This window comes from Pseudomonas sp. NFACC45 (assembly GCF_900113505.1).
Taxonomy (GTDB): Bacteria; Pseudomonadota; Gammaproteobacteria; order Pseudomonadales; family Pseudomonadaceae; genus Aquipseudomonas; species Aquipseudomonas tehranensis.
In genome coordinates this window covers 408,238-422,350 of record NZ_FOPO01000001.1, presented here as the reverse complement: position 1 = coordinate 422,350, position 14,113 = coordinate 408,238, and the positions used below count along the sequence as shown (strand labels likewise).

The window sequence follows — 14,113 nt, the reverse complement described above, 5'->3', positions numbered from 1 at the left end:
GGGGCAACTTGGGCCCAACTATTTAAGAGGACCTCCACGTGCCTGTTTTTTCTTTGTTACGCAATGCCATGCTGATCGGTGCCGGACTGACGCTTGCCCTCAGCGTCCAGGCTGCCTCCACCGTGCATATTTATAACTGGTCGGACTACATCGGCGAGACCACCCTGGCGGACTTTGAAAAGGCCACCGGGATCAAGCCGGTGTATGACGTGTTCGATTCCAACGAAACCCTGGAGGGCAAATTGCTGGCCGGTCGTACCGGTTATGACGTGGTCGTGCCGTCCAACCACTTCCTGGGCAAGCAGATCAAAGCCGGGGCGTTCCAGAAGCTCGACAAGTCGCAGTTGCCCGAATACGCCAACCTGGACCCGGTGCTGCTCAAGCGCCTGGACAAGAACGATCCGGGCAACCAGTACGCCGTGCCTTATCTGTGGGGCACCAACGGCATCGGCTACAACGTCGAGAAGGTCAAGGCTGCGCTGGGCGTCGACAAGATCGACTCGTGGGCCATGCTGTTCGAACCGGAAAACATCAAAAAGCTGTCCAGCTGTGGCGTTTCGTTTCTCGATTCGGGCGACGAGATGATTCCGGCGATGCTCAATTACCTGGGCCTGGACCCCAACAGCCAGAACCCTGAAGACTACAAGAAGGCCGAGGCCCAGCTGCTCAAGATCCGGCCTTACGTGACCTACTTCAACTCCTCCAAATACATCTCCGATCTGGCCAATGGCGAGATCTGCGTGGCCGCCGGTTTCTCCGGTGACATCTTCCAGGCTCGCGAACGTGCTGAAGAAGCGAAAAAAGGCATCGAGATCGCTTATGTGATCCCTAAAGAGGGCGCCAACCTCTGGTTCGACATGCTTGCGATCCCGCGCGACGCCTCCAATGCCAAAGAAGCCCACGCCTTCATCAATTACTTGCTCAAGCCCGAGGTGATCGCCAAGGTCAGTGATTACGTCGGCTATGCGAACCCGAACCCCAAGGCCGGCGAGCTGATGGACCAGGATGTGCGCACCGATGAAGCGGTTTACCCACCGCAAGCAGTCGTCGACAAGCTTTACGTCAATTCCGAGCTGCCACCCAATATCCAGCGCGTCATGACCCGCAGTTGGACCAGGGTCAAGTCAGGCAAATAGCGCCAAGCGCTTTAACTATTCCAAGGCTCGTCCGCGCAGGGCGAGCTGCAAATTTTGTGGGAGTTTCGTAAATGGCAGTTGCCTCCGGCGCCTATAAGAAAGCCCTCGAGGGCGACCAGACACCCAAGCAGGTGTTGGTCAAAATCGACCGGGTCACGAAAAAGTTCGACGAGACGATTGCCGTGGACGATGTGTCCCTGGAAATCAAGAAAGGCGAAATCTTCGCCCTGCTCGGCGGTTCGGGATCGGGCAAATCCACCTTGCTACGCATGCTGGCGGGTTTCGAACGGCCCACGGAGGGGCGCATTTTCCTCGACGGTGTAGACATCACCGACATGCCGCCCTATGAGCGGCCGATCAACATGATGTTCCAGTCCTACGCCTTGTTCCCCCACATGACCGTGGCGCAGAACATTGCTTTCGGCCTGCAGCAGGACAAAATCCCGAAAGCCGAGATCGACGCCCGGGTGGCCGAAATGCTCAAGCTGGTGCAGATGAGCCAGTACGCCAAGCGCAAGCCGCATCAGCTCTCCGGCGGCCAGCGTCAACGTGTGGCCCTGGCCCGTTCCCTGGCCAAGCGGCCCAAGCTGTTGCTGCTCGACGAACCGATGGGGGCCTTGGACAAGAAGCTGCGTTCGCAAATGCAGCTTGAGCTGGTCGAGATCATCGAGCGGGTTGGCGTAACCTGCGTCATGGTGACTCACGATCAAGAAGAGGCCATGACCATGGCCGAGCGCATCGCGATCATGCACCTGGGTTGGATCGCCCAGATCGGCAGCCCGATCGACATCTACGAAACACCCACCAGCCGGCTGGTCTGCGAGTTCATCGGCAACGTCAACATCTTCGAGACCGAAGTGGTGGACGACGCCGAAGGCCATGCGGTGCTGACCTGCAAGGACCTGGACCGCCACATCTACGTGGGCCACGGCATCAGCACCTCGGTTCAGGACAAGTCCGTCACCTACGCCATCCGCCCGGAAAAACTGCTGGTCACCGCCGAGCAGCCGGATTGCGAGCACAACTGGTCCAGCGGCAAGGTCCATGACATTGCCTACCTGGGTGGCCATTCGGTGTTCTACGTCGAATTGCCGAGCGGCAAGCTGGTGCAGTCCTTCGTCGCCAACGCCGAGCGCCGTGGTCAGCGTCCGACCTGGGGCGACCAGGTATTCGTGTGGTGGGAAGACGACAGCGGCGTGGTGCTTCGCTCATGAACATGCGCAAATTCAAACGCCGACTCGACCGAATAACGCCCGGTGGCCGTCAGCTGGTCATCGGGGTGCCCTTCATCTGGCTGTTCCTGTTCTTCATGCTGCCGTTCTTCATCGTCCTGAAGATCAGTTTTGCCGAAGCCGACGTGGCCATTCCGCCGTACACCGAGATCTACAGCTACATCGACCAGAAGCTGCAGGTGCTGCTCAACTTCAGTAACTATGTGCTGCTCAGCGAAGATGATCTGTACATCGCCGCTTACCTCGGCTCGCTGAAGATGGCCCTGATCAGCACCGTCTTGTGCCTGCTGATCGGCTACCCGATGGCCTACGCCATCGCCAAGGCCCGCCCGGAACTGCAAACGGTGCTCCTGCTGCTGATCATGATGCCGACCTGGACCGCGATCCTGATCCGCGTCTACGCCTGGATGGGCATCCTCAGCAACAACGGTCTGCTCAACGGGTTTCTGATGAGCATGGGCTGGATCAGCGAACCGCTGCAGATCCTCAACACCAACCTGGCGGTGTACATCGGCATCGTCTACTCGTACCTGCCGTTCATGATCCTGCCGCTCTACGCCAACCTGGTGAAGCACGATGCCAGCCTGCTGGAAGCAGCGTCCGACCTGGGATCGAGCACCTTCAACAGTTTCTGGAAAATCACCGTGCCGCTGTCCAAGAACGGCATCATCGCCGGCTGCATGCTGGTGTTCATCCCGGTGGTGGGCGAGTTCGTCATCCCGGAGCTGCTGGGCGGCCCGGAAACCCTGATGATCGGTAAAGTGCTGTGGCAGGAATTCTTCAACAACCGTGACTGGCCGGTGGCGTCCGCGCTGGCAGTGGTGATGCTGGCGATCCTGATCGTGCCCATCATCCTGTTCAACCGCAGTCAGGCCAAAGAAATGGAGGGCAAGGAATGAAGCGCTTCAGTTTTTCAAGCCTGATGCTGGTGCTGGGTCTGCTGTTCATCTATGCGCCGATGCTGATCCTGGTGATTTACTCTTTCAACGCCTCGAAACTGGTGACGGTGTGGGGCGGCTGGTCGATCAAGTGGTACGTCGGTCTGCTGGACAACAGCCAGTTGATGGGTTCGGTAGTGCGCTCCCTGGAAATCGCCTGCTATACGGCGATCGCCGCGGTGGCCCTGGGTACACTGGCGGCCTTCGTGCTGACCCGCATCACCCATTTCAAGGGCCGCACGCTGTTCGGCGGCCTGGTGACCGCACCGTTGGTGATGCCGGAAGTGATCACCGGTCTGTCGCTGTTGCTGCTGTTCGTGGCGATGGCGCAGATGATCGGCTGGCCCCAGGAGCGTGGCCTCGTCACGATCTGGATCGCCCACACCACGTTCTGCTCGGCCTATGTGGCGGTGGTGGTCTCGGCGCGCTTGCGTGAGCTGGACCTGTCCATCGAAGAAGCGGCCATGGACCTGGGGGCGCGGCCGTGGAAGGTGTTCTTTCTGATCACCATCCCGATGATCGCGCCATCGCTGGCGGCGGGGGGCATGATGTCGTTCGCCTTGTCGCTGGACGATCTGGTGCTGGCGAGTTTCGTCTCCGGCCCGGGCTCGACCACCTTGCCGATGGAAGTGTTCTCGGCGGTACGCCTGGGGGTCAAGCCGGAAATCAACGCCGTGGCGAGCCTGATCCTGCTGGCCGTATCGTTGGTGACGTTCCTGGTCTGGTACTTCAGCCGCCGCGCCGAAGAAAACCGCAAGCGGGCGATCCAGCAAGCCATCGAAGAAAGCGCCGCCGACTCCTGGAAACAACCAGACCCGCGCCGGGCCGAGACCGCGCCGGTCTGACCGGACGCTGAGTCACTGTGGGAGCGGGCTTGCTCGCGATAGCGGTGTGACAGTAGACGAAGATGTTGAATGTCAGTCCGCCTTCGCGAGCAAGCCCGCTCCCACAGGTCTTTTGGTTGCCCACAAATCCGGGGGCAGGCCCCAATCCAATGTGGGAGCAAGCCTGCTCGCGATAGCCGCGTAGCAGTCAATGAAGATGTCAGTGATCGCCTCTCACTTCTTCAACGCATCATGCGCTTCCAGCGCCCGCAGGGAGTAGATATACGCCGCGCCGGCATTCAGCGAAACCGCAGTGGCCAGGGTGGCGGCGATCTCTTCGCGGGTGGCGCCAGCCTTGATGGCCGCATCGGTATGCACGCCGATGCAGCCGTCACACCGGGTCGTGATCGCCACGGCGATGGAGATCAGCTCCCGGGTCTTGGCATCCAGCACGTTGTTATCGGCCGCGGCTTCATCCAGGGCCATGTAGGCCTTGACCATTTTCGGATTGCTTTTGCCCAGGGCGCCGAAGGCAGTTTTGATGGTGGGCAGCAGCTCGGACCAGTTGATGAACATGGGGGGACTCCATAAAGAGGGGTAGTTGTTAAACCCGTTCAGTCTTGACCATAAATAGCGTCCAAGCCTGTTAATTGATGAAAAGCGCTGCCCGCCATCGGGTTCAGGGTTCGGCTCCGACCGGCAGCAGCTTCAAGGTGCTGCGGGTATTGGCCATCACTTCTATTTCGGCCAGATGCGCCTGGTAGTACAGCCCTTCGATGTAAGCCTCGGCTTGATCCGCGTAATGCGCGTCGAACGGCACGCCGCTTTGGCCGACGGGGTTGACGGTGACGCTGTGGGCCGGATCGGCGAAGTCGATAATGCGCCGGGTGGAAGGGCCATAGGTCACTGGCCAGGGCGCCGGGCCGATTTTGGCCGAGAGGTTGTTGGGTACTTCATGGGTGCCGGGTGCAGCAAAGGGGCCGACGTTGAAGATCCGGTCCAGCGGCTTTTGCAGGCCCAGCGGATGACCATGGGTCAGAGTGTGGGCCTTGCCCCATTGCCATTGGCTGGCATCCTCGCCCAGGGTGGCCTTCAAGTGTGCCAGGCTCTTGCCCCAGGCGCTCATCACCGTGTCGGCACGGGTCTCCTTGCCCGGGGTGGTGCGATCGTCCCACCAGGGCGAATCCTCTGAGGCCGCCAGGCGTGGCAGCGCGGCGTCGATCACTCGGGTCGATAGCGCCGTTTCGAAGAGCCCGTCGCCCAATTCATCGTGCAGCGCGGCGTCGGCCAGGTTGAAGAGGAACTGGTTGAACAGCGTGGCGCTGATGGAGTCCAGCGGATAGTCGCCCTGCCATTGGGCCAGTTGCTCCACCCATTTGCGCTCCCGGGGGGCGCTGACCCCGTTGCGCAGCACCGGCAGCAAAGGCGCGAGCAGACGCGGGCCGTAGGCGGTGGTGGTGCCCAGTTGCAGTTTCTGGGTGGTTTGGAGGTCCCACTTCGCTTGCTTGTCGCTGAGCTGGAGATTGAGTTGCTGGCCGCGGTCGGCGAGGTTGTAGTAGCCCGGTATCTCAATGCCGCTGGCCGGCACTGGCTGGAAGTTGGCCGAGACGATGTAGCCCCGCGCCGGATTTTCTTCCTGGGGGTTGCTGCTGAACGGGTAGAACCCTTCCTTTTCCGCTTCCTGGCTGCTGCCATCGAGGATGAACCCGGGTTTCACGCCGGCCGGCCGCTTGGGCAACTGCGCGGCGGCCCACCAGCCGATATCGCCCTTGGCGTTGGCCCACACGACGTTCAGGCCCGGCGCGTGGATCTTGGCCGAGGCACCGCGGGCCTTGGCCAGGGTATCGGCGCGGTTGAGCTGGTAAAAGGCGTCGAGGATCGGGTTGCGGCTTTCCAGAAAACCCCACCACATGGCGATCGGTGTCTTGCCCGCGTTTGCGCCGAGAGCATCGTTGACGATCGGGCCGTGGGGCGACTGGCGCAGCACCAGCGTCACCGGCGCCTGGCCCTTGACCGCGATCTGTTGTTCGCTGCGGGTCATGTCCACCCATTGGTCGCGATACCAGACCTGTTGGGGATTCTCAGGGTTGACCCTCTCGGCGATCAGATCCAGGTCGTCGTTCTGGAACATGGTGATGCTCCAGCCAAAATCCTTGTTCATGCCCAGCGTCGCAAACGGCATCAATGCCTGGTAGTGCCCGTAGAGCTCGAAACCCGGCGCGGACAGATGCGCTTCGTACCACACCGATGGCGCGGAAAAGCGGATGTGCGGATCACCCGCCAGCAACGGCTTGCCGCTGAGGGTGCGGTTGCCGGAAACCGCCCAGGCGTTGCTGCCTTCGAACTGCGGCAGGCCGTTCTCGGCCAGGGTCTGTTCACTCAGGCGGGCCAGGGCGTTGAGGTCTTTCCAGTCGGCGGCGGCCAGGGGCAGGCCGCTCTTGCGAGTCTCGGCCAGGACGCCCTTGGGCTGCCAGTCGAGGTCGAAAATGTTCAGGTAGTCGCTGCCCAGCTGATCGCGCACATAAGTCAAAAGCGGCTCGGTGCGAAACGCTGCCGCAAAACTGTAGGCCATGTAGCCGGCAATGCTCACAGTGTCCTCTGCGGTGAAAGGACGCTTGGGGATGCCCAGCACATCGAACTCCACCGGCCTGGCATGGGTTTCCTGGTAGCGGTTGATGCCATCCAGGTACGCCTGCATCGCGATCCAGGCCGGGGATTGTGGGTCTTGTTCGGTCACATAGGTCGCGGCGCGCTCGCGGATGCGCAGGCTGCGCATCAGCTTGTCGGTGTCGAGCAGCTTCGGCCCCAGCACCTCGGCCAGTTCGCCACGGGCGAGACGGCGCATGATCTCCATTTGAAACAGCCGGTCCTGGGCATGGACATAACCCAGGGCGCGGTACAGGTCGGTTTCGTTTTCAGCACGGATATGCGGCACGCCGCGCTCGTCATAGCGCACGGTCACCGAGCCTTGCAGACCTTGCAGCTGCACCGTGCCCTGGCGGGTGGGCTGCTTGCTGTAGAGGTAGCCGCCCGCGACGATGATGGCGGTGACGACCAATGACAGGAAGGCGATGAGGCTGCGTTTCATGCTAAATCCTTATTGAGTGACAGCGGTCCCATGGTTTCGCTGTTTATTCCCATGTGTAACATGCCGCCGGGTGTCTGCGTATGCTTGCTCAGGGGGATTTTCCCTGCGGCCTATTTTTTGGCGGATGTGTCCTGTCCCCACGGGCAATAACACCCTACCGCCAGCGTGTGGGTCGCATTCACCGCCCGGCCGCTGCTCAGGGCCTCAAGTATCGGCTCGATGAAGCTGTTGCTTGAATTGCAGGTCAGGCCTTCGCTGTAGGGGCCGAAGTACGCCAGTTTGCCGCTGCGATCCCAGATCGCCACCGCCGGGCTGGCGGGAATCTGGCTTGAGCCGGGGAGCACCGAAAGCGGTTTGAGGCTGCTCAGCGTGGTCGGCAATTGACCCTGGCTGCCGGTTTTTTGGACCGCATAAAACTCGACGCCTTGCGGTATGTACTTCTCCACCAACTCGGAAAGGTGCTGTTGATTGCCGACGTTGCACGGGCAGGCCGGATCCCAGAAATGCACCAGGCGGATCGGGCCGGGGCCGGCCAGGCCGGGGGGCAGGCGCAAAGGGTCGCCGGAAAATACCGCCGTGTGTTCGCTGAACGCTCGCAGAAAACGTCCCTGGAACCAGTCGTAGGCGATCCACAACACGACGGCGCATCCGAGGGCAAGCAGGCTGGCAAGCAAGGTCGTGCGGTGGGACGGGCGCATGGAGTCGATCCTCTGAGGCCGCGTAGCTTGCCATGCCTGGCGCGACAGATGAATATCGCAGGCCTACAAAGTCTGTTTCGCGCGTTGCGCTTTTGTCTGGAAATCCTATGCCCGTCAGTTTCGACCCCGATCACCTGCGTGCCAGCCTGCAACCTCTGGCTCAGTGGCAGCCGTTGTCTGCGCAGGCGCTGGCTTATCAGCGGTTCTACGGCCTGGATTTTCCCCACCGCACATTGCGCAAGGGCCTGGGGCGTTTCGAGATAGACGGATATGAGCTGGTCGGTCAGGTCTGGTGGCCGGAAAAAGCTGTAGCGACGCTGTTTCTGTTCCACGGCTATTACGACCATATGGGGTTGTACCGGCACTTGATCGAGTGGGCGCTGGAGCAGAAATTCGCCGTGATCGCCTGCGACTTGCCGGGTCACGGCCTGTCCAGTGGCGAACGCGCCAGCATCGGTGATTTCGCCGAGTACCAGGCCACGTTGCAAGGGCTGCTGACCGAGGCCGGGACGCTGGAGCTGCCGCAACCCTGGCATCTGTGCGGACAAAGCACCGGAGGGGCCATCGTGGTTGATCACGTGCTCAATCAGGGCCAGCACAGCCCTGCCCAAGGTCAGGTCATACTGCTGTCGCCCTTGGTGCGGCCGCGGGCCTGGGGCTGGTCGCGCTTGAGTTACTACTTGCTCAAACCCTTTGTAACCGGCATCGCCCGACGTTTCAGCGAGAACTCCACCGACCCGGACTTCCTGCCGTTCCTGCAAGCCGACCCGTTGCAACCGCTACGCCTGCCCACCGCCTGGGTGGGCGCATTGGGGCAATGGATCAAGCGTATTGAAGCCGCCCCGAGCAGCCCGCGCCAGCCCTTGATCGTGCAGGGCCAGGCGGACATGACGGTGGATTGGGCGCATAACCTGCAGGTGTTGCGCAGCAAGTTCGATCGGCCCCAGGTGCTGATGTTGCCCGAAGGCCGGCATCATCTGGCCAATGAGGCACTGGCGATGCGGCAGGAGATGTTTGGGTTCTTGACGAAGCGGATGAGCCGGATTCGGCGGTGACCGTGCTATTGCTATCGCGAGCAGGCTCGCTCCCACACTGGTTTTTCGACGATCACAAAATCTGAGTTCACTCAAACGCCCTGTGGGAGCGAGCCTGCTCGCGATAGCGGTGTCAGGGGCGCTGAAGATCTATCTATTGCCCCAGAGTCTGCCCCACCGCCAACCCCGCCCGAATCGCTGCCAAGGCCGCTTGATAATAGGCCTGGCCCTCCGCCGACTCGGCGAAGGTGGCGAACTCTTCCAGCTCGGTGTCCGTCAGGTCGCGGTAGACATACAGCAGCGTGTTGTTCAGGTCTGCGCCGATCTGCTCCATCAGACGCTGGCGCTGACCGTTCAGCATGCCCTGGGCCTGGCCGGCACCCAGCAGGCCGGGGATCATCGAGCTCAGGCTGTCCGCCGCCACGCCGGCGATCGCCAGGCTGACTTCGGCGCCGGCCTCGCGGGCGGGTAGGGACTGGGCCAGATGGCCGATGATCAACAGGCGGTTGTCACTGACTTGCATCTTCGGCAGGCCCTTGGCGTTCTTCGCCAATTGATCGCGACGGGTCGCCAGCAGCTCGGCTGCCACGACCTTGCGGCCCAGGGGCGACTGAAAAAAACTCAGGGCCGGGGCTGGGTCGGTGAGGTTCTTGCGCAATTGCGCCTCGGCCCGCTGGTCCATGGCCTGGGGGGCAAAGCGTTGATTGCTGTTGTTCACCAGTGCCTGGAACACTGCCGGTGGCAGGCTGCTCTGGTAACGCTGTTGCGCGGCGCTCAAGGCGTCATTGAAATGCGCCCGTTGTTCCGGCCAGCCGGCGACCTTGTACAACTGGTCGTAGCTGTCTGCCCAGGCGGGCAACGCACAGAACATCAACAATGAGAAAAGCAAACGGCGCATAGGGACTCCTGTCAGCAGCCGACTATTCTCCGTGGGGTGTGGGGACTTGTCGAGAATTCGTATCAAGTTCCTGCGCCTGCGCCATGAAGCATGACAAACCCGCTGCGCGGCGCTGTCGGTTTTGCAGGCACAGGAATACTATGCGCGCCATGCAAATACCTTCTGATCATCCGCTGCTGTTACGTATCGTCGACGACCTGGCCGAGCGCGGCTGGTCGCAGCAGAATATCTTCCTGCCCGATGCGCTGACCCGCGCGTTGGCAGCCGAATGTCGCCAGCGCGCCGCCGAAGGCGAACTGGCCCCGGCCGCGGTCGGGCGCGGGCCGTTTTCGGAGATTCGTGAAGGGATTCGGGGTGATCATATCCAATGGATCGAGCCCGGCCAGGCGCAAGCGTGTGACCGTTACCTGGGCTTGATGGACAGCCTGCGGGAGGCGATCAATCGCGGATTGTTCCTGGGGCTGGAGGATTTTGAAAGTCACTTCGCGCTGTACCCTCCCGGCGCCTTCTACCTCAAACACGTCGACCGCTTTCGCGATGACGATCGACGCATGGTGTCGGCGGTGCTTTACCTCAACGACGCCTGGTTGCCGGAGCATGGCGGCCAGTTACGCATGTACCTGGACGATGGCGTGGAGCACGATGTGGTGCCTACCGGCGGTTGTCTGGTGGTGTTCCTGTCGGGGGACATCCCCCATGAAGTCCTGCCGGCTACGCGCGATCGCCTGTCCTTGACCGGCTGGTTCCGGCGCCGCGGCACTGAGTTGTTCTGATCATGGAAAAGATTCTGGTCAGTCGTTGCCTGCTTGGGCACCGCGTGCGCTACGACGGCGGTGCCAGCGGCCCGTTCGATCAGCTTCAACGCTGGCTCGATGAAGGTCGGGTCGTGCCGCTGTGCCCGGAAGTGGCCGGCGGCTTGCCCACGCCTCGGGCGGCGGCGGAGATTTCCGGCGGGCAGGGTGGGCAAGTGGTCGATGGTCTCGCATCAGTGATCACTGCCGACGGCGAAGAGGTCAGTGCGCAGTTTTTGTCAGGTGCGCATCAGGCGCTGGCGTTGGTGCGCGAGCACGGCATCCGGGTCGCCGTGCTCAAGGCCAACAGCCCATCGTGCGGCAATCTGCTGACCTATGACGGGACGTTCAGGGGGGTGAAAGTCAGTGGCGAAGGCGTGACGGCGGCCTTGCTCAAACGTCATGGGGTGAAGGTGTTCAGTGAGTTGGAATTGCCTGAAGCGGCTTTGGCGCTCAAGGGATTGATCAACGACTGACGATTGGCGGCGCTGCCTTTTGTGGCGAGGGGATTTATCCCCGCTGGGCTGCGTAGCCGCCCCAAAACCTGACACCCCGGTTCCTCAGATTAATAGCGTTCAACCATTTTGGGGGCGCTTCGCACCCCCAACGGGGATAAATCCCCTCACCACAAACTGTGTCCACCCTATCCTCGGTTCAGGTAGGGGGTGTCTAGAACTCCTCGGCCAACCGCTCAATCTGCTCCTGCCGCTCCGCCTGGTTCAATCGTGACTTGGGATTAAGCGACGACCACTGCGGATACGCCCTAGCCCTGTTCAAGGCTTCGGGCAGCTTGCCCTCGCGCCAGGCCTTGTCCTGGGACGGGGCGATGTGGATGCTGTCCATTGCCGCATGGCCGCGCTGGTTGAGGGCTTGCAGCAGTTGCCGTTGGCGCAGGGCCAACAGGCGCAGCACGCTGTCGTCCACGGTCAGCTCCCGCTGGCCCTTGAGCTTGCTCATCAACCGATTGCCATAGCTACGGGCGGTTTGCAGGGCGCCACCGGCAATGGCGCCGGCCAGGGCGGCGGCGCCGAGGGTCAGACCACCCACCAGCAAGTCCACGCCGGCACCGGCCGCTGCGCCCGCCGCGATCCCGCCACCCACACGCACGCCCAGCTGTTTGAGGGTGTCGGGATTGAACAGGTCGTCGCCCCAGCGGCCGTCGAGTAGAGGTAAATCGCTGGCCGCGGCATCCTGGGGGCGGAAGGCGTAGAGCTTGAGCAAGGCTTCGACGCAGCGCTGCTCCCGCTGACGCACTGCGTTGCGCAGCTCGCTGATGGCCTGTCGTTCCAGCTCGGCATCGCTGGCTACGCTGCGTCGGCAAGCGGCGCAATCGATCAGCAGTTCGGCGATCAAGCGCTGCGCGCTCCGTTGACGGGCCAGGCGTTGTGCCTGTTGATCGGCGACCAGTCGCTCCAGTTGCCCTCGGGCGCTTTCCAATAACAGCGCGAGGCTTTCATACAGGCGTCGCTCGCCATCCTCGGGCGGGGCGACGCTGTCGAAACGCACCAGAGCGTGCAGCCCCAACCGTGCCAGGGCTTCGCGCCAGTCGGGCTCGCGGTGGCTGGCGCTGCTGACGAAATTCAACACCGGCAGCAGCGGTTTGCCGCAACTGGCGAGCACTTGAAGCTCATCCCGGTACTTGGCCAGCACCGGCTCTCGCGCGTCGATCACATAGAGACCGGCATCGCTGGCGAGTAATTGCCGCAGCACTTTGGCTTCCTGTTCGAAGCGTTGTCGTGCTTCGCTGCCGTCCAGGAATCGCGCCAGGCGTGCCGGTCCGTCCAGGCGTTCACCAGGACGCTCCAGGCGCTCGAGATAATCGAGCAGGGCGATGGCGTCTTCCAGGCCCGGCGTGTCGTACAGTTCCAGCAGGGCTTCGCCGTCTACCGACAGGCGCGCGCCCTCGACGTGTCGGGTCGTACTGGGGCGGTGGGAAACTTCACCAAAGCCGACATCCCGGGTCAGGGTGCGCAGCAAAGAGGTTTTGCCCACATTGGTGTGGCCAACCACGGCCAGTTTCAGCGGCTTGCTGGGTTCAGTCATGGCCGGTCTCCAGCCAGTTCAAAGGCGCGCAGTCCGCGAAGGGTAATTGCAACTGTTGCAGCGCGTTGTGCCAATCGCCCAGGCGTTCGGCGTCCAGCACTTGCCCGGGCGGTGCTTGCAACAGCCAGATACGGGTGGCACTGGCACTGCGGGCCAGCTCGGCAATCAGCGCCAGGCTGCCACGATCCGGTGAACGTCGTGGGTCGCAGGCAATCGCCAGGCGCGCGGGAGGAAAGCGTGACAGTTGCTCAAGCAGTTTGTGGCGGGATTCGCGGCTGTCGAGCACCCCGGCGTTTTTCACCGTGCCTGGCAGTTTCGGTGGCCAAGGCCGGTCGTCCAGTTCGATCGCCACCAGCAGCGCACCGTCGCTTTGCAGTGCGCCGACGTTATTTTCAATTTGATGCAATTGCGCGGGCGCGGCATCGCGGATGCCCAGGCGCTCGCTACTGGGCATCAGCCGCTCCCGCAGCTGAGCATAACCTGGCAGATTCAAGTCCAGGCGCAGCGTGGCGCTGCCGCGACGCCAGCGCCACAGGCACAACAGCGCCAGACACAGGCGCGGCAACACGCCGTAGACCAGCGTCACGCCTACCAGCCAGGCGGCCCAGGCCTGGCGGGCGCTTTCGATATTCAGCGCGGCGTCGCCACTGGCGCGAATCATCTCTTCGGTTGGCCCGCTCAAGCCCAGCAAGGCGGGCAGGGCGCCGAGGGCCTGGGTCATGACGACGAAGGTCTCACCGCCGAGAATGGTGGTTTCCCATACAAAACCGTAGCGCCGGGTGGCCATCAGCATCAGTACGATGACCAGCGCGCTGAGCATCGCCAGTAGCCACAAACCATTGACCAGCGCACCGAGAGCCCAGCGATTGAGCTTGTGCCGTTGCAATAACAGCAGCAGGGCTGGCGCCAGTTGCGCAGCCTTGGCATCGCGGGCGAGTTTTTCGCTGAGCCACAACCACAGGCGCCCCAGCGCTGCTCCTTGCTCACCCGCAAAGAACAGGCCCAGGACCCAGCCGATAAGCAAGATCAGGTTCAATGCCAACAGGCTGCCCAGGGCCCAGAACACATTGACCGGCGTTTGTCCGTCGCCGAGTGCGGCAAACCCTAGGCCAGCGCCACTGATGATGGCGAGTACAGCCATTATGATCAGCGCCAGGCGCGCCCCTTGCAGCCAGTGATGCAAGGCCTGGCTGAGGCCGTCGCGCTCGGCCAGCCAGCGGGCGCGGTGGCGGATACGGCTGGATAAATCGCCGCCCGCCGCGCGGGCCAGGCGATTGGCTTCCTGATCTTCGAGCGGGCCGGCGTGTTCTTCACGCAGGCGTACCGTCTCGGTCAACCAGAGGTCGTGCAGCTTTGTCAGGGGTTCAGACACGGGCGTTTCCGTTGCAAATGAGGGTTGAGCATAACCGCTGTGGCCTCTGGTATCCTCGC

General features: G+C 62.3%; 13 protein-coding genes. 7 read left to right on the top strand and 6 right to left on the bottom strand.

Features of this window, described 5'->3' with window-relative positions; translation table 11 throughout:
- Positions 1-68 precede the first annotated feature (68 nt).
- The 4 genes from BM132_RS01875 (at position 69) to BM132_RS01860 (ending at position 4,151) form a co-directional block, all read left to right on the top strand.
- A complete protein-coding gene (locus BM132_RS01875; protein WP_092453083.1) occupies positions 69-1,136 on the top strand; it encodes a polyamine ABC transporter substrate-binding protein in 1,068 nt (355 codons plus the stop codon).
- Between the two features lie 71 nt (positions 1,137-1,207).
- A complete protein-coding gene (locus tag BM132_RS01870; protein WP_092395290.1) occupies positions 1,208-2,350 on the top strand; it encodes an ABC transporter ATP-binding protein in 1,143 nt (380 codons plus the stop codon).
- Positions 2,347-3,267, top strand: a complete 921-nt coding sequence (locus BM132_RS01865; RefSeq protein WP_092452726.1) for an ABC transporter permease subunit — start codon at positions 2,347-2,349, stop codon at positions 3,265-3,267. Before BM132_RS01870 ends, BM132_RS01865 begins: the two co-directional genes overlap by 4 nt.
- Complete coding sequence (locus tag BM132_RS01860; protein WP_092395296.1) at positions 3,264-4,151, top strand: ABC transporter permease subunit; 888 nt, start codon at positions 3,264-3,266, stop codon at positions 4,149-4,151. The genes BM132_RS01865 and BM132_RS01860 overlap by 4 nt, the downstream gene beginning before the upstream one ends.
- Positions 4,152-4,364: 213 nt before the next feature.
- Here the strand turns inward: BM132_RS01860 and BM132_RS01855 are convergent, their stop codons facing one another.
- The 3 genes from BM132_RS01855 to BM132_RS01845 form a co-directional block, all read right to left on the bottom strand.
- On the bottom strand, positions 4,365-4,706 hold the full coding sequence (locus BM132_RS01855; protein ID WP_092395299.1) for a carboxymuconolactone decarboxylase family protein: 342 nt from the start codon (positions 4,704-4,706) through the stop codon (positions 4,365-4,367).
- Between the two features lie 103 nt (positions 4,707-4,809).
- Entirely contained in the window at positions 4,810-7,218 is a 2,409-nt protein-coding gene (locus tag BM132_RS01850; RefSeq protein ID WP_092452723.1) for a penicillin acylase family protein, read from the bottom strand.
- Between the two features lie 110 nt (positions 7,219-7,328).
- Entirely contained in the window at positions 7,329-7,916 is a 588-nt protein-coding gene (locus tag BM132_RS01845) for a DUF6436 domain-containing protein (RefSeq protein ID WP_092452720.1), read from the bottom strand.
- 107 nt (positions 7,917-8,023) lie between these two features.
- Between BM132_RS01845 and BM132_RS01840 the strand changes: the two genes are divergently transcribed.
- Complete coding sequence (locus BM132_RS01840) at positions 8,024-8,971, top strand: phospholipase BipL (protein ID WP_092452717.1); 948 nt, start codon at positions 8,024-8,026, stop codon at positions 8,969-8,971.
- 133 nt (positions 8,972-9,104) lie between these two features.
- Here the strand turns inward: BM132_RS01840 and BM132_RS01835 are convergent, their stop codons facing one another.
- Positions 9,105-9,848 carry a DUF2059 domain-containing protein gene (locus BM132_RS01835; protein ID WP_047226045.1) on the bottom strand — a complete coding sequence of 248 codons (744 nt, stop codon included), beginning with the start codon at positions 9,846-9,848 and terminating at the stop codon, positions 9,105-9,107.
- Between the two features lie 140 nt (positions 9,849-9,988).
- On the opposite strand from BM132_RS01835, the gene BM132_RS01830 reads away from it, so the two are divergent.
- Both BM132_RS01830 and BM132_RS01825 read left to right on the top strand, forming a co-directional pair.
- Entirely contained in the window at positions 9,989-10,621 is a 633-nt protein-coding gene (locus tag BM132_RS01830; protein WP_092395396.1) for a 2OG-Fe(II) oxygenase, read from the top strand.
- Between the two features lie 2 nt (positions 10,622-10,623).
- Positions 10,624-11,115 carry a 2-thiouracil desulfurase family protein gene (locus tag BM132_RS01825; protein WP_092452714.1) on the top strand — a complete coding sequence of 164 codons (492 nt, stop codon included), beginning with the start codon at positions 10,624-10,626 and terminating at the stop codon, positions 11,113-11,115.
- A 193-nt stretch (positions 11,116-11,308) separates the two neighbouring features.
- Here the strand turns inward: BM132_RS01825 and BM132_RS01820 are convergent, their stop codons facing one another.
- On the bottom strand, positions 11,309-12,682 hold the full coding sequence (locus BM132_RS01820) for a DUF3482 domain-containing protein (protein ID WP_092452711.1): 1,374 nt from the start codon (positions 12,680-12,682) through the stop codon (positions 11,309-11,311).
- A complete protein-coding gene (locus tag BM132_RS01815) occupies positions 12,675-14,042 on the bottom strand; it encodes a DUF2868 domain-containing protein (protein ID WP_092453081.1) in 1,368 nt (455 codons plus the stop codon). Before BM132_RS01815 ends, BM132_RS01820 begins: the two co-directional genes overlap by 8 nt.
- Positions 14,043-14,113: the final 71 nt, after the last annotated feature.